Source organism: Agrobacterium sp. H141, from assembly GCF_057158725.1.
The window spans coordinates 4,176,426-4,198,855 of sequence record NZ_CM169893.1 but is presented as its reverse complement, the minus strand read 5'-3'; the positions used below and the strand labels follow the sequence as shown (position 1 = coordinate 4,198,855).

Here is a 22,430-nt window from a genome sequence, read left to right as displayed (position 1 = left end):
CGTCCTTGTTGGCGCCTGAAAATTGTGTCCGGCCTGCCTGCCTGTACTGATCTTGGCCCGGTTTTGGGTTACGAGAAGGCATGGCCAATTTGTTAAGCGATGATTCGCCCACCAATCTCACCGAATTCTCGGTGTCCGAACTCTCCGGATCGATCAAGCGGACGGTTGAAACCGCATTTGATCATGTGAGGGTGCGTGGTGAAATTTCTGGCTATCGCGGTCCGCACTCATCAGGTCACGCCTATTTTGCCCTGAAGGATGACCGGTCGCGCATCGATGCCGTGATCTGGAAGGGCAATTTCTCCAAGCTGAAGCACCGTCCCGAAGAGGGGATGGAGGTAATTGCAACCGGCCGGGTCTCGACGTTCCCTGGGTCCTCAAAATACCAGATCATCATCGAAACCATTGAACCTGCCGGCGCCGGCGCCTTGATGGCGCTGATCGAGGAGCGGAAACGCAAACTGGGTGCCGAAGGCCTGTTTGATGCATCGCGCAAACAGCTGTTGCCGTTCATGCCCAAAGTGATTGGTGTGGTGACGTCACCGACAGGTGCCGTTATCCGCGATATTCTGCACCGTATATCGGACCGTTTCCCGGTCCATGTCGTCGTCTGGCCGGTCAAGGTGCAGGGCGAGGGCTGCGGGCACGAAGTTGCCAGTGCCATCAATGGCTTCAACGCCATGACGCCTGGAGGACCAATCGCGCGTCCGGACGTCCTGATCGTCGCGCGTGGCGGTGGCAGTCTGGAAGATCTGTGGGGCTTCAATGATGAAATCGTGGTGCGGGCGGCGGCGGCCAGCGAAATACCGCTGATTTCGGCCGTCGGACACGAAACAGACTGGACACTGATCGATTATGCCGCCGATGTGCGGGCACCGACGCCAACAGGCGCTGCGGAGATGGCCGTTCCGGTCAAGGTGGAGCTCGAAGCTCAGGTCGCCAACCTTGCGGCTCGTCTGTCGGGTGCCTCAAGCCGGCAGATGGATTTGCGCCGCCAGAATGTGCGCGCCCTTGCCCGTGCGCTTCCCTCGCTCGATCAATTGCTTGCTCTTCCGCGCCGTCGTTTCGATGAAGCCGCAGCGGGCCTTGGCAGAGGGTTGGAGCGCAACACCATCGCCAAGCGTCACGGCTTCGAAAAGGTGGCGACCCGCCTGACGCCCGACACGCTGTCGCGCCGTTTTTCCGATTGGCGAAATCGCCTGAATGAACGCTCTGCACTCTCCGATCGCATTCTTGAGCGTCTTATCGACCGCCAGCGCGCGCGTCTTGATCGTTTTGATGCAACACTGAGTGCCGTGCCATCCAGACTAACGGCGCAGATTGATCGCAGCCGTGATCGGTTTGATGCTCTGAGCCGTCGCGCCGAAAGCGCGGTCAGCAACGACCTGCGCCGCGCACGTCAGATGCTGTCTGCCCAAGAGCGCATGTTGCAGTCGCTATCCTACAAAAATGTGCTCAATCGTGGCTATGCGGTAATCCGGGATGAAAGCGACAAGCCGGTATCTCGCGCTGCGTCTCTGTTGGATGGCCAGCGGATTGCCATTGAATTCGGTGATGGCCGCGTTGATGCGGTGACCGGAGAAGGCGCTGGCGGTCCGGTGGCGGGCAGCGGTGGAGCGAGCCCGAAAAAGGCGGCTGCGGCCAAGTCCTCGGTCAAGGAAGCAAAGCAGCGGAGTCCCGTCAGCGACAATCCGCCGCCAAAACAGGGCAGCCTTTTCTGAGGTTTGCTTGGATGCCGTATGGGCATGCATCTGGGATCCCAAGAAGCTCGCGGGTGTCTGATTTTGACAGTCCCCATTCTTTTTTGGCTCCGGCCGCCCTATCTCCTGTTGAAACGGCATCATCATCAGGAGTTCCCCAATGAAGACCATTGCTGCCTTGTTTATTGTTCTGGCTGCCCTCGCGGCGGCCACACCATCGGCATATGCTGATCAAAGTAGGATTGCCGAGATTATCTTCGGCAAGGATTATCATGACGGTGTCATTGCAGTTCCGGTGGGACAGGATAGCCGACGCCATGGCCGTTCTGGAGAAGCGCTGGCAATTTATCCGCTTCCGGTCACGATCAAAGAGGCGCAGGCAGACGTGTCCAGCGATCCGGCGTTGTTGGCGGCACTGGATAGGCGCAATATCGCCGTTCACAATGTCCTGAAGGTCGACACCGCCGCAAATGGCGGACATGTTATCTACTACCGCTGATTAATAAGGCGGTTGGGAAAAAGAGATGCCCCTGCCTTCGTAGTAGGGGCATAAAATATTTATTGTCTCAAACCCATTCGCCGCCGCGCATGACCGGCGTCACGCTGCCATCGGCTCTCACGCCGTCGATGTCGACCTTGTCGGAACCGATCATCCAGTCGATATGGATCAGGCTCGAATTTCCGCCCTGCGCCGTGATCTGTTCCTGTGACAACGAGGCACCGTCGAGGAAGCACTTGGAATAGCATTGGCCAAGGGCGATGTGGCACGACGCGTTTTCGTCGAACAGCGTATTGTAAAACAGGATGCCGGATGCCGAGATCGGTGACGAGTGCGGAACCAAGGCCACCTCTCCAAGACGTCGCGCACCCTCATCGGTATCAAGAACTTTCTGCAGCACTTCTTCGCCCTTGGAGGCTTTCGCCGCAACGATACGACCGCCTTCGAAACGCACTTTGATGTCGTCGATCAGAGTGCCTTGATGCGAGAGCGGCTTGGTCGAGGATACCGTGCCTTCGACCTTGAGCGCATGCGGTGTCGTGAAGACCTCTTCCGTCGGAATATTCGGATTGCAGGTGATGCCGTTTTTCGCAACCGATGCGCCACCATGCCATTCATGGCCGTCAGCAAGTCCAACCCTCAAATCGGTACCCGGACCGGTAAAATGCAGTGCTGAGAAACGCTCGCCATTCAGCCACGTGGAACGGCTGCGCAGCTGAGCATTATGATCGCCCCAGGCAGCGATCGGATCCGCCACATCGACCCGTGACGCGGCGAAAATCGCATCGGCCAGTTTCTTCACGGCCTCCTCTTCAGCAAGGCCCGGAAAGACAAGCTTTGCCCATGCAGGATTGGGATAGGAGCAGATGTGCCAGTTGATGTCGAAATTGGATATGTGCTCGAGCGCTGGCTTGTATGCCATTGAATTTGCCTTGTTGGCACGGGCCACCTTCGCCGGATCTTGCGCGGACAACATCATCGGGTTGTCACCGGCGATGGCAAGCCGTGCAGCGCCATTTTCGAAGGCCTTGGCCATGCCGTCATAGAGCCAGCCGGACGCCTTGTCGAAGCTCTCGTCCGGTGCGTGTGCGTAACGGGAAAGTGTCATGTCTTCATCGGCAAAGAACGTCGTGACAATTCCGGCGCCCGCCATATAGGCATGCTTGGTGATCAGGCGTGCGAGGGGCAGAGCCGCCATCGGCGCGGTCATGACCAGATCCTGTCCACGCTCTAGCCTCAGCCCAACCTGTACAGCGACTTCCGCGAGCTTTTCCAGTTTGACGGGATCGATGGATGTTTCAAATCTTGGCAATACGGTCATGACATTTCCGGCTTTCGTTAACGTATGGCTAGAGACTTAAGAGCCTTTGCCGCCAAATTGAAGCGCGAAACGAAAATTATCGCCGCAATCATGCCCAAGGGGGCAGGCGCAGAAGGAGCGTGCTCAGAAAATCACCCTCGTCAAGCGACCAGTGCCGCGATCACAGCCCGTAGAACCCGCTGCGCATCTCTGGGATCTAACCTCACCTGCAGGCCCCGCTGACCACCATTCAAATAGACCAGCGAATGGTCCAGTGACTCCACTTCCATCGCTGTCGGAACGGGCTTCTTCTGGCCGAACGGACTGATGCCGCCGACATGATATCCCGTCAAACGCTCTGCATCCGTCGGCTTCATCATTGATGCGGATTTGCCGCCAAAGGCAGCAGCCAGCTTCTTCATGCTGACTTCGCGGTCGGAGGGCACGATCACGCAGACCGGTTTGCCATCAAGCTCAGCCATCAGCGTTTTCAAAACCCGAGACGGGTCTTCGCCCAACGCTTCCGCGGCCTGAATGCCAATGCGCTCTGTGGCTGGCTGGTAAACATAGGTGTGAACGGTGAACGAAATACCGGACTTGTCGAGGACTTGAGTAGCGCGCGTCGTCTTGGACATTGCGCTCGTTACTCAGAGAAGAAAGTGTCGTAAGTGTCTGGCTTAAACCCGACGATCAGCCGGTCATCCGAGACAAGAACCGGCCTCTTGATCATCGAGGGTTGCTCAAGCATCAACGCTATTGCTTTGTCTTGGTCGAGATCGGCCTTTGCCTCGGGCGGCAACTTCTTGAAGGTCGTTCCTGCCTTGTTCAGCAGAACCTCCCAACCGGCTTTTTCAGCCCAGATCTCAAGCGATGGACGGTCGATGCCTGCCGACTTGTAGTCATGGAACACGTAAGCTTGCCCATGATCATCCAGCCACTGACGGGCCTTTTTTATCGTATCGCAGTTCTTGATTCCGTAGATCGTGAGGGTCATCAAGCGCACCGACTGAGTAGAATTATTAAGGAAAGGGCGACTCCCGGCAAAGCGCCGGAAGCGCAAGCGTGACGCTGAGACTTACTCGTTCTCGGCAGCCTCCATGGTGTCCAGCACCGGCATAGACGTGATGTTGTAACCGGAATCGACGAAATGCACCTCACCGGTCACACCACGCGACATATCCGAAAGCAGGTAGGTCGCTGACGAACCGACATCGTCGATTGTCACGGTCCGGCGCAGCGGTGAATTCTTCTGCTGCCATGACAACATGGCGCGTGCATCAGCAATACCGGCGCCAGCAAGCGTACGGATCGGACCGGCTGATATGGCGTTCACGCGAATGCCGCGCGGGCCGTAATCGCCAGCCAGATAACGCACCGAGGCTTCTAGTCCTGCCTTGGCAACGCCCATGACGTTGTAGTTCGGCATGATCCGCTGCGAACCATTATAGGTCAGCGTCAGCATCGAGCCGCCATCGGTCATCAACTCCGCTGCGCGCTTCGCGATTTCCGTGAAGGAGAAGCAGGAGATTACCATCGTGCGCACGAAGTTCTCACGCGACGTATCGGCATAGAGGCCCTTCAACTCATTCTTGTCGGAAAAGCCGACGGCGTGAACGACGAAATCGATCTTGCCCCAACGTTCCTTGATCGCGGCCATGGTCGCGTCAACGGATGCGAGATCCTCGACATCGCAAGGCAGCACAAAATCCGAGCCAAGTTCGGCCGCAAGCGGTTTGACCCGCTTGCCCAGAGCATCCCCCTGATAGGTGAATGCAAGCTCAGCGCCTTGAGCGGCAAGTGTCTTGGCGATGCCCCAGGCAATCGAATGGCTGTTGGCGACGCCCATAATGAGGCCGCGCTTGCCCTGCATGATACCGTTCATAGGCGTTACCCGTTGTGACGCTGGAAGACCAGCGTGGCGTTCGTGCCGCCAAACCCGAAGGAGTTCGAAAGGACCGTGTCGATCTTGGCGTTGTCGATACGCTCGCGAACAATCGGCACACCGTCGAATTCAGGGTCGAGCTCGGTGATATGCGCGCTTTCACCGATAAAGCCCTCCTGCATCATTAGCAGGCCATAGATCGATTCCTGCACGCCGGCTGCGCCGAGCGAATGGCCCGTCAGAGACTTGGTCGACTGGACATGAGGAATATCCTGTCCGAAGACCTCGCGAATTGCGCCGATCTCCTTGCTGTCGCCCACCGGTGTCGAAGTACCATGGGTATTGATGTAGTCGACCTTGCCTTTGACAGTCGAAAGCGCCTGTCGCATGCAGCGGATTGCGCCTTCGCCTGAGGGGGCAACCATGTCGTAGCCGTCGGATGTTGCGCCATAGCCGGTCAGTTCTGCGTAGATCTTCGCGCCGCGGGCCTTTGCATGTTCCAGCTCTTCAAGAACCAGAACGCCAGCACCACCAGCGATGACGAAGCCGTCGCGGCTGACGTCGTAGGCGCGGGATGCTGTAGTTGGCGTGTCATTGAACTTTGAGGACATGGCACCCATCGCGTCGAACAGGTTCGACATGGTCCAGTCGAGATCTTCGTGACCGCCGGCAAACATGATGTCCTGCTTGCCCCATTGGATGAGCTCTGCAGCATTGCCGATGCAATGGGCCGACGTCGAGCAGGCTGACGAAATCGAGTAGTTCACGCCATGGATCTTGAACCATGTGGCAAGCGTCGCAGACGCCGTCGACGACATGGCTTTCGGCACGGCAAATGGGCCAATGCGTTTGGGGCTGTTGTTCTTGATCGTGGTTTCGGCCGCATCGACCACGGTGCGTGTAGAAGGACCACCTGAACCCATGACGATGCCGGTGCGCTCATTGCCGCTATAGTCGGACTCTTCCAGTCCGGAATCGGCAATCGCCTGCTTCATCGCCACGTGGTTCCAGGCACCACCTTGCGACAGAAAGCGCATTGCGCGGCGATCAACGAGGTCAGTCGGATCGAGGTCCGGCTTGCCCCATACGTGGCAGCGGAAGCCATGCTCAGCAAAATCTGGAGAGAATGATATCCCGGACTTCGCTTCGCGCAGGGACTTCGTCACTTCTGCAGCATCGCGTCCGATCGAGGAAACAATTCCGAGACCCGTAACAACAACCCGTCTCATGATAAGACCTTTTCTCGTTTCACGCCTTCGCGTGGGCCAGCTCTTTAAGCGGCCTTGTCCTTGGACAGACCAACGCGAAGGTCTGTCGCCTGATAGATAACTTCACCGTCAGCCTTGACCCAGCCATCGGCTGTGCCAAGCACGAGCCTGCCACGCATGACGCGCTTGAAGTCGATACCGTATTCGATGAGCTTCGTTTCCGGGCGAACCATGCCCTTGAATTTGACTTCGCCGGTGGAAAGAGCCATGCCGCGGCCTGGTTCGCCAAGCCAGCCAAGGAAGAAGCCGGTAATTTGCCACATTCCGTCAAGGCCCAGGCAACCGGGCATGATCGGATTTCCCTGGAAATGGCAAGGGAAGTACCAGTCATCAGGCTTCACATCGTATTCGGCTCGGATATAGCCCTTGTCGAAAGTTCCGCCAGTTTCCGAAATGTCGGTGATGCGGTGAACCATCAGCATGGGCGGCAGAGGAAGCTGTGCGTTGCCGGGGCCGAAAAGCTCCCCACGGCCGCAGGCCAGAATCTCGTCATAATTGAAGCTGGATTGTCTGTCTGTCATATACTTTTTCTCCTCCCCCTCGGCTGTCGTAGCCATCGGAGATGTAGAGCAAGATCTTGGCGAATTGAAGCGGAACATTGATTCCCGCTCCAGTGTTTCGTTGTCCTGACCCTATCGCCCTTAGAGTTTGAACTCGCCGTCGCATACAGGAAGCAATTGGCTTCGGCCAGAGGGAAATACGTCAAATCATTCGAATTGCAACCGTTTGCCCCATATAGGGAGCTTGGAAAACTGTTGAAAGACGCGCTCTTAGAAGTTATATCCAGCAGCAGTATATCAACCAGAAGGGCCGGCAAGCCGGTGCCCATGGCGAATGGAGTGTGTGCCAAAGGTGCAAGTTGAAGCGAAACTGCGAAAGTCGGGTCTCCGTCCGACAAGACAACGTGTCGCTCTCGCGGACCTGCTTTTCGCCAAGGGTGATCGTCACCTGACGGTGGAAGAACTCCACGAGGAGGCAATCGCCGCCAACGTGCCCGTATCCTTGGCCACCGTCTACAACACCCTCCATCAATTTACCGAGGCTGGCCTTATTCGTGTGCTTGCGGTTGAGAGCGCAAAGACCTATTTCGACACCAATGTGTCCGACCACCATCACTTTTTCATCGAGGGCCAGAACGAGGTTCTCGATATTCCGGTGAGCAATCTCGAGATCGGCAATTTGCCTGAGCCACCGGAAGGCATGGAAGTCGCCCATGTCGATGTGGTCATCCGTCTGCGGCCAAAGGCGCGCTGACAATTCCCTCCCGAGATTTGGGTTTGGTAGGTGGCTTGTTACAGAAAACGAGCGCTAAGACTTTATGCTGCGTGCTGTTAAGAGACGCGCAAGGCCCGAATAGTATGCTTGGGTAGCCATTTGTCTGGAGCCAATACGCGGAGAAAGCCTTGCGTCTCGCATTCACCCTCTTGCTGAACCTGATGTTGATCCTTTCCGCCACAGCCGTGCACGCGCAGCAAAAGCTGCTGCGCGACCCGGAACTGTATGAAAGGCAGCATTTCGAAAAGCGTTGCGAGAGCGTGAAATATGGTGCTGACTTCATCAGTCGAATAGATATCAATAATGACGGCATCACCGATATGGTGGTCAATGAGGGTTCGATTATCTGTGACGGTGATCCAGGTCCCGATTGCAGCGAAGAGGGTTGCCCCTACAATTTCTATTTGCAGGTGAAAGAAGGCGGCTATTTCATGATCGCCACCGCCCAAATGTATGGCTACGACTTCATCAAGCGTTTCGGCAACATGGTCTTCGTCTTGAAGATGCATCCGAAATTCTGCGACCGCACCGACAGCAAGCCCTGTGAAATGACGGTCCGGGTCAAGGGAACCAAGTTCCTGACCATCTCAAAGAAATAGCGACCGCCTTTCACGCAGAGGGCAACAGCGCGTCGGTCCGACCCGTGAGATAATAGGCTGCAAGCCCGATCCATTCCCGAAGCGCCGTGGACATAAGTTGGCTGTTTAATGTCGGCTGGGTAAAGTCCAGCCGAAGCGCAACCTTGCCGCTGGTGCGATAGTCGACTGGCCAGGGCTGAACCGGAATACCAGCCTTCCGGAACAGTCCGATGGAACGCGGCATGTGAAACGCCGATGTGATCAGGAGGCAGTCGGAGAGTGACGAAGGCGCGAGAAGTCCTTTGGTGTTTTGGACGTTTTCGAACGTCGTGCGAGACGCATCCTCTTCCATCAATCGGCCCGGATGGACACCAAATTCCGTGAGAAACCGTCGTGAAACATCAGCGTCTCCTTCGTAATCACCGCTGAGCGAGCCATCTCCACCCGAAACCAGAATGGTCGCCTGCGGATACTTCAACGCCAGCCGCAGCGCTTCCACAAAGCGATCGCCGGCCTGGTTTACCTCGATGCCGCCTCTGCTGCTGGTGACTTCCGTCTCGAAGGCGCCGCCCAGCACAATCATGCATTGGAGATCAGCTGGATCGGCGTCAGGCTTTGGGAACCGGTTCTCCAGCGCCTGCAGCGCAACAGAGCCGGTCGATGTAAAAAGCGTGACGAAGAGTAAAAGGCAAGCAGAGGACAGAATAGCTACGCCAGAAAGGCGGCACTTGAATGCGACCAGAATGGTGCCTGCGCTAAGCAGCAGGAATGTCAGCGAAAGTGGCTGGGCAACCAGCCAGAATATCTTAGACAGCAAAAACATGCGGGTCTCTCAAGCGTCCAAGGCGGCGTTAGCCTTCCTTCCGGTAGCGCCGGGCCTCATAGACGATCTGACCATTGGACAGACCCTTGTAGAGCTGCGACCCCCTTGAACCGGAGAACTCCTTCATAAAACGCTTCATGAACCATGAGCGCTCGATGCGCTGGCGTTTACGAGCATCAGCGGCATCAAGCGCGCCGACGACATTCTTTGAGATGTTCTTTCTTTCTACCAGCTCGAGGCCGGGCACGGTCAGTTGATCATTGAGAATCTTCAGCTGGTTCTTTGGCCGCATATCGGCAAAGGTAAACCATCCGCCGGGCTTGAGCACACGTTCCACTTCTCGGGCGAAGGCGGGCACATTGCCGTAGCAATGCGAGGATTCGATATTGACGATGATGTCGAAAGAGCCGTCGGCAAAGGGCAGGGCCTCGGCATCTCCAGTCTCGAAGGTCAGCACCGGCGTATCGCCATTGAGGCTCTGCGCCCGCTTGACCGTATCCGGCGAATAGTCGAGCCCTGTCATGGATGCTGGCCCATGGTAGCGAGCGATATAGCGTGATCCGCCGCCACGGCCGGAACCGATCTCGAGAACGCGAGCCCCCCCAATCGGCAGACCTTCGACTGCCTGCTGGTACAGGCCAATAAAAGCACGCTCCGGCTCGTCGTCTGCGTTGAGCGGAAAAGGCTCGCCGAAGGGCAGGTAGCCATAGTTCATGAAACGCCAGTCGCCATCGCTCCAGAAGCGATTAAGCACATTGTAGACACGGCGCCAAACCCACTTCTGCGCGCGCGGATAACGACCAGGCGTGGTAACGTCGAGGACCCTGGAAAACAGACGACTGCTCATGAACTAACTTGCTTTCAGCCGGCCTGCTCGGCGGCGGTATCGGCCTTTAATGCCTGAAATTCCGTGTAGAGCCATGCGCGGCCCTTATGAATCAATTCGTCGTCGTCCTTGTTTTCCGGGCTGAAGCCCGGCAGATAATATTTGAGCACCAGAGGTGCGCATTTACGCCAGTAACCCGGCGACAAGAACAGAACCTTGACCATCTTCAACCAGAAAATTGGTCCGGTCTTGATGCCGTCGGCCTTGGCAAAGATCGTCATATTGCGCAGCGTAATCATCAAAAACTGCCAGGCAACGGCGTTAAATGCCATTGTGCGCAACAGGTAGCGCTGCCAGGCCGGCGTGTTGGGGGTTGCTGCCTTCAAGACGTCGAGAGCGACAGCCTTGTGCTCCAGTTCTTCCAGCGCGTGCCACATCCACAAGCGCCGATATGCCGGAGCTGCGTCTTCAAGAAATTCGGGGTGTCGCAAGGTGACAGTCGACAAGGTCGCAGTCAGGTGCTCGATCGCGCATGTCACGGCGAGCCGAAAGACAGGCTTCTTGTCGCGACCAAGCGTTAGCTTGACCGGGGCTTCCATGGCCTCGACATCGTAGCCGAGTTTCACCAAGGCCTTATTGTAGGCTTCGTGTTCGCGGGTATGAAAAGCTTCCTGCACGGCATAGCCGTTGATTTCGTCCGCAAGTTGTTTGTTTTTCAGCTTCGGCGCGTAAAACTTCAGCGAACGGATAAAATAGCGCTCCCCCTCAGGCAGGAAAATCGACAGGCCGTCAGCCAGCACAGTCTTGTGGAAATCACCACCTAGCCAATGGCGCACCGGGTTCTCCAGAATCCCGAATCGAATGTCGCGCGGAATGATGTCTTCATCGTCATTGCCTGGCGCGGCTGCATCCCACCTGGCTTGCTGACGAACGTTTTCCGCCTGTGCCATCTCATCACCCCATTTTCCGAATCACGAGCTGCTACCTCGCCCCGAGATCCTCACCCTGTTTCACGCACATGAAATGTTGTCGAGCAGCATATGGAATGCACGGCGAGGGAGCAACGCCCGATTTGGCGCACGTAGCGAATGACCCTGCATCGTGCAAAGCTTCCAAGTGCATGGGGCGAACATAAAGCATTTTGAGAAAGTTTGGTGGAGCTAAGCGGGATCGAACCGCTGACCTCTTGCATGCCATGCAAGCGCTCTCCCAGCTGAGCTATAGCCCCATCAATTGGGTCCGGTAAGTTCCGGTTCCGGGAACCGAGGGGCGTCTGCCCGTTCGGTGGCGGCTTATTACTTCCGCATTTGGAAGATGGCAAGCCGAAAATTCGCGCCCCGCAAAAGTTTTCACCTTAAGCGGGGCGAAAGCAGGTCGAATTAGGTGTCGTCGTCGTCGCCGCCAACACCAACGATGCCGGTAACGTCATCATTGTCGTCATCTTCGTCGGCTTCGAGGAAGGTGTCGTCATCATCGTCGTCGATTTCAACGTCGTCATCGCCGATATCCGGGATATCGTCATTGCCTTCGCTGTCGTTCATTTCGTCGCCGGTCGTGACTTCGACATCGGTGTTCTCGGCATCGACTTCAGCAACTTCTTCTTCCTCAGCCTTTTCGAGAACGGCAATAGCCGAAGTTTCCTCGAAATAAGACAGAGGCCAGCTTTTGCCCGTGTAGGGCGAAACAACTGGATCGTTGCCTAAATCATAGAATTTTTTACCCGTGTCCGGGCATGTGCGTTTTGTTCCAAGTCCCGCTTTAGCCACTGTCAAGCCTCTTGAAGCACTGAGTGAATACGGCTGTGCCGTCCGATTGGCAGAGGGCCGCTCGATTTGTTAGCCGGTCCCCATAATCATTGTGCAGTGTCCTGTCAAAGATAAACTTCCAGATTGCGCGATGTCCCATGACCCGGCTGCTGGATGACGCACCGTCTGCAGTGTGCTAACGAGCCGCCCCAATAGCAGGGATATGCATAGGCCACATTCGGTTGAGACGATGATCTAAGCGGCAACTGACAGGCAAAAACAGGGATGAGTGCATTGAATGGAAGCTTCGTAATCGCAATCGATGGGCCGGCTGCTGCCGGCAAAGGCACGCTGTCACGGCGCATCGCCGAGGAATATGGTTTCCATCACCTCGACACTGGCCTGACCTACCGCGCAACAGCCAAGGCATTGCTGGATAAGGGGTTGCCTCTCGATAGCGAGGAAATTGCAGAAGGCATCGCGCGTGACCTGGAGCTTGCTGATCTCGACCGGTCCGTCCTTGCGCGTCATGAAATCGGTGAGGCGGCATCCAAGATTGCGGTCATGCCCGGAGTTCGCCGTGCGCTCGTGGATGCGCAGCGGCGATTTTCAGCGAAAGAGCCTGGCACGGTCCTCGACGGTCGCGACATTGGAACGGTGGTTTGCCCGAATGCGCCGGTGAAACTTTATGTCACTGCCTCGTCTGAGGTGCGCGCGCGCCGACGCTTTGACGAAATTATATCTGCCGGCGGCACGGCCGAATTCGGTGAAATTTTCTCTGATGTGAAGAAGCGTGACGAACGCGATATGGGCCGGGCCGACAGCCCATTGAAGCCTGCCGCGGATGCGCACTTGCTTGATACGTCGGAAATGAGTATAGAAGCCGCGTTTAAGGCAGCTAAGTCTATTATTGATCTGGCCCTGAAACCTTGAAGTGAGAATATGAATGGCGGCTGGTCCGTTTTTGTATTCGACAAAAAAAGCCGACATCGCCGTCCCCGCGCCGGATAGCCTTTTTAAAAAGGCGGACGGAGATGTCAGTTAAATTTAACACTAGCCCACCGGCGCTCCGTGTCCTCATGAGGCACGACTAGGAGATTTCATGACTGTTTCTACACCCACGCGCGACGACTTCGCAGCAATGCTCGAGGAATCCTTCGCCAAGACTGATCTGGCAGAAGGCTATGTCGCCAAGGGCATCGTGACCGCGATCGAGAAGGACGTTGCAATCGTTGACGTCGGTCTCAAGGTCGAAGGTCGCGTTCCGCTGAAGGAATTCGGCGCCAAGGCCAAGGACGGTTCGCTGAACGTCGGCGATGAAGTTGAAGTCTATGTCGAGCGCATTGAAAATGCACTCGGTGAAGCTGTTCTGTCGCGCGAAAAGGCTCGCCGCGAAGAAAGCTGGATCAAGCTCGAAGTTAAGTTCGAAGCTGGCGAACGCGTTGAAGGCGTTATCTTCAACCAGGTCAAGGGCGGCTTCACGGTCGATCTCGACGGCGCTGTTGCCTTCCTTCCGCGTAGCCAAGTCGACATTCGTCCGATCCGCGACGTGACCCCGCTGATGCACAACCCGCAGCCCTTCGAAATCCTCAAGATGGACAAGCGTCGCGGCAACATCGTTGTATCGCGTCGTACGGTTCTCGAAGAGTCCCGTGCTGAACAGCGTTCGGAAATCGTTCAGAACCTCGAAGAAGGCCAGGTTGTTGAAGGCGTCGTCAAGAACATCACCGATTACGGTGCGTTCGTTGACCTCGGCGGCATCGACGGCCTGCTGCACGTGACCGACATGGCATGGCGCCGCGTCAACCATCCGTCGGAAATCCTGACGATCGGCCAGACGGTCAAGGTTCAGATCATCCGCATCAACCAGGAAACCCACCGCATCTCGCTCGGCATGAAGCAGCTCGAGTCGGATCCTTGGGATGGCATTGCTGCCAAGTACCCGGTTGGCAAGAAGATCTCCGGTACTGTCACCAACATCACCGACTACGGTGCATTCGTCGAGCTGGAGCCAGGCATCGAAGGCCTCATCCACATCTCGGAAATGTCCTGGACCAAGAAGAACGTGCACCCCGGCAAGATCCTGTCCACTACACAGGATGTTGACGTTGTCGTTCTCGAAGTCGACCCAACCAAGCGCCGTATTTCGCTGGGCCTCAAGCAGACACTCGAAAACCCATGGCAGGCATTTGCATTCAGCCATCCGGCTGGTGCTGAAGTCGAAGGCGAAGTCAAGAACAAGACCGAGTTCGGCCTGTTCATCGGCCTCGAAGGCGATGTTGACGGCATGGTTCACCTGTCCGATCTCGACTGGAACCGTCCGGGCGAGCAGGTCATCGAGGAATACAACAAGGGTGACATGGTCAAGGCCGTCGTTCTTGATGTAGACGTCGAAAAGGAACGCATCTCGCTCGGCATCAAGCAGCTTGGCAAGGATTCGCTCGGCGACGCAGCAGCCTCTGGCGAACTGCGCAAGAACGCTGTCGTTTCGTGTGAAGTGATTGCTTCCAACGAAGGTGGCATTGAAGTGAAGCTCGTCAACCATGACGACATCACCTCGTTCATCCGTCGTGCCGACCTTTCGCGTGACCGTGACGAACAGCGCCCAGAGCGCTTCTCGGTCGGTCAGATCCTTGACGCCCGTGTGACCAACTTCTCCAAGAAGGATCGCAAGGTCATGCTGTCGATCAAGGCTCTCGAGATCGCAGAAGAGAAGGAAGCTGTTGCTCAGTTCGGTTCGTCCGACAGCGGCGCTTCGCTCGGCGATATCCTTGGCGCGGCTCTGAAGAACCGCTCCGAATAAGCTGAACGACTATCGATAAAAGAAAGCCCGCCGGTTATCACGACCGGCGGGCTTTTTCATTTTCAGGATCGAGTAAGCGTCAGGACCAGCCGGCCATCTTCCAGTAAAGGTCGTTGGCATTTTCCCCTTCAGCGCTTCCGCCAGGCGAGAGGCTGACGGGCTCTTCGGAATCGGCTTCAACAGATTCGACGCCGATCGCATCCTCGTCTTCGCCGCTGGAATTCTGTTCAGGATTTTCCTCCTTATCCTCGAAACCATCGCCTCCGCCATGCTGGAAGGGATAGTTCAATTCCTCGGCTCGCGTTTCCTGCTCGTTATCTCGCGCAAAGAGATAATGCACCATTGGCAGTGCGGCGGCATTTCTGGCAGCTGGCGTCGAGGAAAGCGCTGCCAATTCGGCCTCGGCGCTTTCTGCAAGGGCCGCCACAAGTGCGTCACCCCGCAGACGCGTGGCATTTTGCTGCTCCGCATCCGTCTTGACCTCGGCCGGATCCGGTGTAAGTGCCTGGCGCGAAGCCTTGACGTTCTCGTCTGTTTTACCCGGATCGATGGGCTGCCGCGCGTCAGCTTCAAAGGGCGTGCGTTGCGCACGTGTCATCGGCTCGGCAAACAGGCTCGCCTTCAGAAATCTACCGAGGCTGTCCGGTTGAGGGGTCTCTGACTTTCCGGGCGAGGTGAGTGTTGTAACCTCTTGCCAACCCTTCAGGGCATAGAGCGTTTCGATCTTCTGTGGCTGTGGAGCATCCGGTTGACCGATAGCTGTTTGCTCGATTGCAAGCGATGCCTTGGCCTTGATCTGTTGCGCGCTTGGGGCGGAACTCTTTGCCTGGGCGGCATACACTGCACTACCCTTTTCTTGAGAGCCAATGCTGTTGTGTAGACGGTCTTGATGATGACCTGCGGCGTCTCCCGCATCGGCCTGCATCTCGCCTTGGACAGATGGGTTTGGCAGAAGGGCGGCAGCCCGTGTCAGTGCACTTGGCAAGCCGGGTCTTTCCAACTGTGTTTGGGGAATACGCCCCTCTCCAGATTCAATTCGGGATGACCCTTCCATACGCGATGCCTGAGTGGTGCCGCCTTCTCCCGGAAGCTTCTGCACTGCGATGCCAGGTGAAGCGACCGGTGCTTCCTCTCGCTTGACGCTGGCAGCGGCGGTTTCGGCAGCGATCGGAGCCGATTTTGCTGCTGAGACCTGTGAAGGGTTAGGTCGCTGCACGTTCGAGACAGGACGCTCATCGGCGTCATTTTGAAGATATGTGGTCACCACGCTCTTCGTCGCGAGATCCCTGTCGGACGCATCTGCTTCAATGTGGAGGGCCATGGCTGTCGCGGCCGTTCCGGAAGGGTTTTCAAATGCTGCAATCACCATCTGCAGCTTCAGACCTTTGAAAAGCTGGTCGAGTTGCGTTTCGATGACCGTGCGGCGCTCCGGTGGAAGGTTGGCCAAAGCCTCTACGATGCGCTGGGCATAGCTTGCCGCGGTTTCTCCGTCCTTGCGTGCCAGACCAAGAGATCGACCGAAGACATCTGCCAATATCGAAAAATTCTGTGCAATGCGCTCATCACTGGTCAGCAGCAGCAGGTTCAGCTTCCCCATAATCGCTGCGTTGAGCTCGAGCCCTGATATTGCTGTGGACTGTTCAGCCTGCGGTGAGACGCCGGCCGTCGCCGCAGCGACATCGAAGCGCTGGCTCTTGTACAGCAGAGGTGTACTGGCTGTTGCCGATAGCGGAGGCAGCATGGAATGCTCCCTTGGACGTAAAGGTTGGGAATTCAGAGGCAGTTCACGCCGCTCATGCGGCGGGTGCGTGTTCCCGCCAAACCTGCAAAGGTCAGCGGACGAGCATCGAGTGCATATATGCCGGTCTTCAAACTGAAAGCTTGCCAGAAAAGTCTTAACAAGTTGCTAACCATAATGGCGGCCTGCAGCCTTGCCGGTGCCGGGGAGGTCACATAAGTTTGTTGGATCAAACGCGCTGCTAATGCGCGTCAGCCTGAATGGATCAGCGGAAGTCTCGATGAACATCACCAATCCGATACTCAATACGGACAGCTACAAGCTCGGTCACTTCAGGCAGTATCCGCCGGAAATTTCTGCCATCAGTGGCTATATCACAACCCGTGGTCAGTCTTTCAGACCGGAAGTGGTGTTCTTCGGTTTGCAGATGTTTCTAAAGGAGCATCTCTCCCGCGCAATCACGGCGGCCGATATCGCCGAGGCTGAAGAGATTAGCCGATTGCATGGCCAGCCTTTCAATCGGGAGGGCTGGGAATACATCGTCAATACCCATGGCGGATATCTACCCTTGAGGATTGATGCACTGCCGGAAGGTACGGCAGTGCGTCGTGATGTGCCAATGGTGCAGGTCGTCAACACGGATCCAAAACTGCCTTGGGTCACAAGCTACCTCGAGACAGCCTTGCTGCGCGCCATCTGGTACCCTTCCACCGTCGCAAGCAATGCGCGCCGCATCTGGCAAACTTTGGCGCCGCTTTATGAAAGCACCTCTGATGATGCACAGGAAATGCTTCCGCTGGCACTCAGCGATTTTGGTGCTCGTGGCGTAGCGTCTGCGGAGCAGGCGGGATTGGGGGGGGCAGCGCATCTGCTCTATTTCCATCGCACAGATACGCTGGCTGCAATCCTAGCTGCCCGGAAATATTACGGGGCGGAGATGGCGGGCAGATCCATCCCGGCTTCCGAGCATACGACGATGGTCGCCTGGGGGCTTGAGCGGGAGACCGACGCCTATGCCAACATGATCGAGAGCTTTTCGGAGTTCGGCGCCTATTCGGTGGTGTCTGACAGCTTCGATATTGCCAATGCCGTCGCCGAAATATGGGGCAAGACATTGCAGGACAAGGTTCGCAATGCGGGCGCGACACTGATTGTGCGCCCCGATAGCGGAGATCCGATCGACACGCCGGTCCAGGTCGTCGCCCAGCTGGCTTATGCTTTCGGAACGAAGCAGAACAGCAAGGGCTACAAGGTCATCGATGGCAATGCGCGCGTCCTGCAGGCCGATGGATTGACGACGCAAGACATCACCATGGTTCTTGGTAGGCTCGAGGGTATGGGCTTTGCCGCCGAGAACATTTCCTTTGGAATGGGTGGTTCACTTCTGCAGAAAGTGAACAGGAACAGCTATTCCTTCACGATGAAATGCAGTGCCAAGCAAAATGATGATGGCAAGTGGCACGACATGTCGCGTCTGCCTCCAAACCCGCAGGAAAAGCTGCCGCGAGCGGGACGTCGAGCCGTTGCCGAAATTGACGGCGCTCTTTTCGACATGCATGTTGATGAATTGGCCGGGCGCGAGAATCTGCTTCAGCCGGTGTGGGAAAATGGCAGGCTATTGAAGGATCTGAGCTTTGCCGAAATCCGCGCCCGCGCTGCCTTATGAATGCCGGTGATTACGGGGATATATTCTGGAACATTCGATAAAGACCGGCGTCGTCAGAGTTGACCGCAGAAATCTTATCGTGTCCGGGCAGTGGCAATTCATGCCGGTCGCTCGGCAAAGCGTCAAGCCAGTTGGCCGGCACGTAGCCCTTTTCAGAAACCTCTGCCTCGTCGTCATCGATATCGCTATCGTCAATCCGTGCAGACATTCGCTCGTAAGTTGCCTTGGCGCTTTCGAGCACATCGTCTGAAGTGCGTGATTGCGAATATCGGGGCAGAGCGAGTGACATCTCGCTGGAATTCGCCGATGCATCCGTCATGGTCGCATGTCTTCCATTGGCGCCACCGAAAGACATTGGTGGCTCGTGTTTCAGTCCGTGGCAGTCTCCGTGGAAAGGGAGACTACGCGCGGTCCGTTAACACTTCCTGACCGGGTCAAAAGACGGTTTCTGTTTGGTGGATGCGCCTTAACTATGCGCGAAGATATCGGTGTCTTCCCAGCCCAGAAGATCGAGCTTCGCCCGTGTCGGAAGGAATTCGAAGCAGGCCTTGGCATGGCCGCTGCGCCCATCTCGTACCAGCCGTTCGGTCAGCTTGTCACGCAGGGCATGCAGATGCAGCACATCCGAGGCTGCGTATTCCAGTTGCGCCGGAGAAAGCTTGGTGGCTGCCCAATCGGACGATTGCTGCGCTTTGGAAATGTCGACCTCAAGCATTTCCCTCAAATTGTCTTTCAACCCGTGGCGGTCGGTATAGGTCCTGGTGAGCCGCGAGGCGATTTTCGTGCAGAACACAGGCGATGTGGTCACACCAAATGTATGAAACAGAACGGCGATATCGAAACGGCCATAGTGAAATATTTTCTCGCGGGCAGGATCGGCCAATAGGGCGACCAGGTTCGCAGCTTGCGTCTGACCGGCTGCAATCTGGATGACGTCGGCAGTACCGTCGCCGGAAGACAACTGCACCACGCAAAGTCGGTCACGGCGAGGAATGAGCCCAAGGGTTTCTGTGTCGATCGCAATTGCGTCCGTGTAGCGAGCGGCCGCGTCAGAAGAAATATCGCCAACATGATAACGGATTGTCGCGGCCATTGATCAAAACTCCGGGTCATCGCTTAAACTTCAATCGGTATAGAACAATGCGCCCAGTAGCTCCACCGATGACAGTGGATTACTCACTGGCAACTGCGCGATGGCTCGCGGATCAACGTCCTAAACGCCTGAATTTCGCAAACGACTGGGCGAGGGACGCATCATGGAAAACCGCTCGCGGGACAATGCCGACATGATGCTTTTCGCAATTGCCCATATTTTAGCCGAGTGCTCTGTCGTATTCGCCTAATTACTCGACAATCGAAGCGCAGCTATGCGCTTTGCGCACTGCTGCGTTGCAACATTCGCGCTGTTAATCCGAAGCGAACGGAATATATTAACAAGCATCGAAACGACGCACTCCTCCTCCCAGCGTCGTTAGATGGGATCGGCAATACTCCTCCTCCTCCCAATTGCCGATCGAGTTTAAGAGCCTGACGCATCCTCCTCCCGCGTCAGGCTCTTTTCATTTCCGCATCATTTTCACATTTATGTTCGGCTTGAGCTTGATCCCGATGGAACAGGATTGCGTCGCTATCGTTTGTCCTAGGCGATGGCCTTAATTCAGGCTGTTGTTTCCTGTGGGGCTGAGCGATAGGTTCGCCCTTCACGAAATCATAGGTGATATCCGAGAGGGGGATGGCGTGGCAGCAAAATTCGGCACAAGCGGTTTGCGGGGACTTTCGACAGAACTGGTCGGGAGCGTCTCGGCGCTTTATGCAACAGCTTTCGCGCAATATCTTTTGAAGAATAACCTTGCGAAACTTGGCGATGCAATCTGTATCGCCAGGGATTTTCGCGACTCTAGTCCGGAGATCGCAACGACTGTCATGGCCGCAATCGCGCGAGCAGGGTTGAAGGCGATCGATTGTGGCGAGATCCCCACGCCGGCGCTGGCTTTCTATGCCATTGCCCGGGGCGAAGCCGCGATCATGATTACGGGATCGCATATCCCAGCCGACCGCAACGGCATCAAGTTCTATCGACCCGACGGAGAAATCGCAAAACCGGACGAGGTGGCCATTACCGCCCTTGCAGATGAATTGAAAGATGACGACACCGCTAATCTCGTTGAAGTCGGTACCGCCGAAGATCATAGCAAAGCCGCCATCGAACTGTTTGAAAAACGCAACGAGGCGGTTCTTCTGCCCGGCGCATTGAAAGGGATGAAGATCGGCGTCTACCAGCACAGCACCGTTGCGCGTGACATGCTCATGGACGTTGTTTCTTCCTATGGCGCGAAAGCCTTCGCATTGGGTCGCTCGAACTCCTTTATTCCGGTCGACACCGAAGCCGTCTCTGAGGACACTCAGTTGAAGCTCAAGGACTGGGCAGCGGAGCATACCCTCGACGCCGTCATTTCCTCTGATGGTGACGGGGATCGTCCGCTTCTGGCCGACGAGAATGGCGTACCGCTGCGCGGCGACCTACTTGGCCTTTTGACTGCACGCTTTGTTGACGCCAAGACCATAGCAACGCCTGTGACATCGAATTCCGGCATCGAAGCGGCGGGTGGCTTTGAGGTCGTTCGAACCAAGGTTGGATCTCCGTTCGTAATCGCTGCGATGGATGAAGCGCGTACTGCGGGAAAAGATAGTGTCCTTGGCTTCGAGGCCAATGGCGGACTTATGCTGGCGTCAGATTTTGAGGTAGAGGGTCGTGCCATCGCCGCCCTGCCAACGCGTGACAGCTTCCTGCCGATTCTGGCTGTACTGGCAACGGCTGCAAACGGGAAGAAGTCGCTCTCTGCCATCGCTGAGGAAATCAGTCTGCCCATCGCGATGGCCGATCGCCTTGAGAATTTTGCCACTGAAAAGAGCCAGGCGCTGATGAGTTATCTCAGAGCCTCCGAGAGTAATCTGGAGACCTTTCTGCGCCCCATTGGCAAGCCGGCTAGCCATAGCGATATAGATGGGCTGCGCGTCACTCTGGAGGATGCTCGTGTGATACATTTTCGCCCCTCAGGCAACGCACCGGAGATGCGCTGTTATGTGGAGGCGACAAGCGCCGATGCCGCGCAAGCTCTTCTCAAGCAGGGTCTGTCGATCATTGCCAACTGGAAACCGTCTTGAGCTATCAGTCCATGCTTGACGCTCAGACGTCATCCATCTGCCGCATGACCCATTTCTGAAAGTTATGGATCTCGTATTCCTGCGGCATCAGGCGCGCGGACTTGAAGGCCGGAGATTTCAGGCCACGCTGGTTCATTTCGCTTGCTTCACCGTCTTGATTGAGCACCAGCGTGGCAAAATCGATCACATTGGCGAGATCGAAATCGGGATGGCCCAAGGTATCAGGCAGGAACAGCCACTCTGATTTCAGCATCGTCCGCTCCGGCCCAAGCGGATTAAGCGAAACGATGCGGACATAATCGACATGGCCGACGACGAACATGGTCGGATAGAGCGTGACGAACGTATAGCCATTGGCGCGCTCTGCGGGGCTGAGGCCAACGAATTCCGGCCCGCACGCCATGCCATTCATGGTCCAGCTTTGCGAACCGTCGCGCATGGTCGCACCCGTTATATCCTCCGGGGTCCAGCTTTCAGCCTCGTTCGCGCCCATCAGGCCTTTTCGGTAGACCGGCACCAGATCGCTCAGTTCCGGGTGAATGCCTGGACAGTGAAGGCATTCATTGTAGTTCTCCCAAAAGATCTTCCAGTTGCAGGCCAGTTCCTTCTCGAACACGTGGCCCGTGACCAGAAGATCCATTGGCCAGTTATCGAGCGTGTGCGGCGCGGGATCTGTTTTGAACTCCGGTGGATCGTCTGCAAGACAGACGAAGATACAGCCGTTCCAGATCTTGAGTGATACGGGCAACAGGCCATGTGCGCTCTTTTCGAACTCCGGTCCCGGGGTTGCAAATGCGGTACTGGCAAGCCGGCCGCTCAGGTCATAGGACCATGCATGGTAGGGGCAGGTAATGAGCCGACCCTTCAACGGGCGTTCACCCGCACAGAGCTCGGCGCCACGATGGCGGCAGGTGTTGTGGAAGCAGGTGATGTCGCCATCGGCAGCGCGAGCCAGCAAGAGGTTGAAGCCTGCGACATCGACTTTGCGCAGCGAACCTGGCACCAGATCGTTCACTCTGCCGGCATAAAACCAGTTGCGCGCCCAGATGCGATCTCGCTCGCGCTCATGCCAATCGGGATCGTAGTAGACGGAGGCCGGCAGGCCTTCAGGGCAGTGGTCGAGGAGGGGCGAGGACGGATGGCGTTTCAACGGCTCACTCAT

22 protein-coding genes and 1 tRNA gene are annotated in these 22,430 nt (G+C 56.6%); 8 read left to right on the top strand and 15 right to left on the bottom strand.

Annotated features, from left to right (window positions below; genetic code table 11):
- The first annotated feature begins 80 nt into the window (after positions 1-80).
- Both xseA and ACWPM9_RS19800 read left to right on the top strand, forming a co-directional pair.
- Entirely contained in the window at positions 81-1,721 is a 1,641-nt protein-coding gene (gene xseA, locus ACWPM9_RS19805; protein ID WP_484756254.1) for an exodeoxyribonuclease VII large subunit, read from the top strand.
- Positions 1,722-1,860: 139 nt separating this feature from the next.
- Positions 1,861-2,199, top strand: coding sequence for a hypothetical protein (locus ACWPM9_RS19800; protein ID WP_484756253.1), 339 nt, complete (start codon positions 1,861-1,863; stop codon positions 2,197-2,199).
- Positions 2,200-2,266: 67 nt separating this feature from the next.
- On the opposite strand, the gene ACWPM9_RS19795 is transcribed toward ACWPM9_RS19800, so the two are convergent.
- The 6 genes from ACWPM9_RS19795 to fabA all read right to left on the bottom strand — a co-directional run bounded on the left by ACWPM9_RS19795 (position 2,267) and on the right by fabA (position 7,170).
- The gene (locus ACWPM9_RS19795; protein WP_484756252.1) at positions 2,267-3,520 is read right to left on the bottom strand and encodes an aminopeptidase; all 1,254 of its coding nucleotides are present in this window, start codon (positions 3,518-3,520) and stop codon (positions 2,267-2,269) included.
- Positions 3,521-3,660: 140 nt separating this feature from the next.
- The gene (gene ybaK, locus ACWPM9_RS19790) at positions 3,661-4,134 is read right to left on the bottom strand and encodes a Cys-tRNA(Pro) deacylase (protein ID WP_484756251.1); all 474 of its coding nucleotides are present in this window, start codon (positions 4,132-4,134) and stop codon (positions 3,661-3,663) included.
- Positions 4,135-4,142: 8 nt separating this feature from the next.
- Positions 4,143-4,493, bottom strand: coding sequence for an ArsC family reductase (locus ACWPM9_RS19785; RefSeq protein ID WP_484756250.1), 351 nt, complete (start codon positions 4,491-4,493; stop codon positions 4,143-4,145).
- Positions 4,494-4,574: 81 nt separating this feature from the next.
- The gene (fabI, locus tag ACWPM9_RS19780; RefSeq protein ID WP_428186327.1) at positions 4,575-5,381 is read right to left on the bottom strand and encodes an enoyl-ACP reductase FabI; all 807 of its coding nucleotides are present in this window, start codon (positions 5,379-5,381) and stop codon (positions 4,575-4,577) included.
- A gap of 5 nt (positions 5,382-5,386) precedes the next feature.
- The gene (gene fabB / locus ACWPM9_RS19775; RefSeq protein WP_428186326.1) at positions 5,387-6,610 is read right to left on the bottom strand and encodes a beta-ketoacyl-ACP synthase I; all 1,224 of its coding nucleotides are present in this window, start codon (positions 6,608-6,610) and stop codon (positions 5,387-5,389) included.
- 44 nt (positions 6,611-6,654) lie between these two features.
- Positions 6,655-7,170, bottom strand: coding sequence for a 3-hydroxyacyl-[acyl-carrier-protein] dehydratase FabA (fabA, locus tag ACWPM9_RS19770; RefSeq protein ID WP_428186325.1), 516 nt, complete (start codon positions 7,168-7,170; stop codon positions 6,655-6,657).
- A gap of 322 nt (positions 7,171-7,492) precedes the next feature.
- Here fabA and irrA point away from each other — a divergent pair, with 322 nt between their 5' ends.
- Positions 7,493-7,903 (top strand): iron response transcriptional regulator IrrA, encoded by a 411-nt coding sequence (gene irrA, locus ACWPM9_RS19765; RefSeq protein WP_484756249.1) that lies wholly within the window; start codon positions 7,493-7,495, stop codon positions 7,901-7,903.
- A gap of 149 nt (positions 7,904-8,052) precedes the next feature.
- Positions 8,053-8,523 (top strand): hypothetical protein, encoded by a 471-nt coding sequence (locus tag ACWPM9_RS19760; RefSeq protein ID WP_428186323.1) that lies wholly within the window; start codon positions 8,053-8,055, stop codon positions 8,521-8,523.
- Between the two features lie 10 nt (positions 8,524-8,533).
- Here ACWPM9_RS19760 and ACWPM9_RS19755 read toward each other — a convergent pair whose 3' ends face one another.
- The 5 genes from ACWPM9_RS19755 to ACWPM9_RS19735 form a co-directional block, all read right to left on the bottom strand.
- Complete coding sequence (locus ACWPM9_RS19755) at positions 8,534-9,325, bottom strand: YdcF family protein (protein ID WP_484756248.1); 792 nt, start codon at positions 9,323-9,325, stop codon at positions 8,534-8,536.
- A 28-nt stretch (positions 9,326-9,353) separates the two neighbouring features.
- Entirely contained in the window at positions 9,354-10,172 is an 819-nt protein-coding gene (locus tag ACWPM9_RS19750; RefSeq protein WP_428186321.1) for a class I SAM-dependent methyltransferase, read from the bottom strand.
- A gap of 14 nt (positions 10,173-10,186) precedes the next feature.
- Positions 10,187-11,101 (bottom strand): metal-dependent hydrolase, encoded by a 915-nt coding sequence (locus tag ACWPM9_RS19745; RefSeq protein ID WP_484756247.1) that lies wholly within the window; start codon positions 11,099-11,101, stop codon positions 10,187-10,189.
- Between the two features lie 202 nt (positions 11,102-11,303).
- Positions 11,304-11,379, bottom strand: a tRNA-Ala gene (locus tag ACWPM9_RS19740).
- A gap of 151 nt (positions 11,380-11,530) precedes the next feature.
- A complete protein-coding gene (locus ACWPM9_RS19735) occupies positions 11,531-11,917 on the bottom strand; it encodes a TIGR02300 family protein (protein WP_484756246.1) in 387 nt (128 codons plus the stop codon).
- Positions 11,918-12,181: 264 nt separating this feature from the next.
- Between ACWPM9_RS19735 and cmk the strand changes: the two genes are divergently transcribed.
- Positions 12,182-12,829 (top strand): (d)CMP kinase, encoded by a 648-nt coding sequence (gene cmk, locus ACWPM9_RS19730; RefSeq protein ID WP_484756245.1) that lies wholly within the window; start codon positions 12,182-12,184, stop codon positions 12,827-12,829.
- 169 nt (positions 12,830-12,998) lie between these two features.
- Positions 12,999-14,699: a 30S ribosomal protein S1 gene (gene rpsA, locus ACWPM9_RS19725; RefSeq protein ID WP_428186317.1), complete on the top strand. Its 1,701-nt coding sequence runs from the start codon at positions 12,999-13,001 to the stop codon at positions 14,697-14,699.
- A gap of 79 nt (positions 14,700-14,778) precedes the next feature.
- On the opposite strand, the gene ACWPM9_RS19720 is transcribed toward rpsA, so the two are convergent.
- Entirely contained in the window at positions 14,779-16,440 is a 1,662-nt protein-coding gene (locus ACWPM9_RS19720) for a hypothetical protein (RefSeq protein WP_484756244.1), read from the bottom strand.
- 277 nt (positions 16,441-16,717) lie between these two features.
- Here ACWPM9_RS19720 and ACWPM9_RS19715 point away from each other — a divergent pair, with 277 nt between their 5' ends.
- Positions 16,718-18,103 (top strand): nicotinate phosphoribosyltransferase, encoded by a 1,386-nt coding sequence (locus ACWPM9_RS19715; protein WP_484756243.1) that lies wholly within the window; start codon positions 16,718-16,720, stop codon positions 18,101-18,103.
- A 10-nt stretch (positions 18,104-18,113) separates the two neighbouring features.
- Here ACWPM9_RS19715 and ACWPM9_RS19710 read toward each other — a convergent pair whose 3' ends face one another.
- Positions 18,114-18,422 carry a hypothetical protein gene (locus ACWPM9_RS19710; RefSeq protein WP_484756242.1) on the bottom strand — a complete coding sequence of 103 codons (309 nt, stop codon included), beginning with the start codon at positions 18,420-18,422 and terminating at the stop codon, positions 18,114-18,116.
- Between the two features lie 147 nt (positions 18,423-18,569).
- Entirely contained in the window at positions 18,570-19,196 is a 627-nt protein-coding gene (locus ACWPM9_RS19705) for a ribonuclease D (protein WP_484756241.1), read from the bottom strand.
- 644 nt (positions 19,197-19,840) lie between these two features.
- Between ACWPM9_RS19705 and ACWPM9_RS19700 the strand changes: the two genes are divergently transcribed.
- The gene (locus ACWPM9_RS19700) at positions 19,841-21,268 is read left to right on the top strand and encodes a phosphomannomutase (protein ID WP_484756240.1); all 1,428 of its coding nucleotides are present in this window, start codon (positions 19,841-19,843) and stop codon (positions 21,266-21,268) included.
- A 22-nt stretch (positions 21,269-21,290) separates the two neighbouring features.
- On the opposite strand, the gene ACWPM9_RS19695 is transcribed toward ACWPM9_RS19700, so the two are convergent.
- Complete coding sequence (locus tag ACWPM9_RS19695) at positions 21,291-22,430, bottom strand: aromatic ring-hydroxylating oxygenase subunit alpha (RefSeq protein ID WP_484756239.1); 1,140 nt, start codon at positions 22,428-22,430, stop codon at positions 21,291-21,293.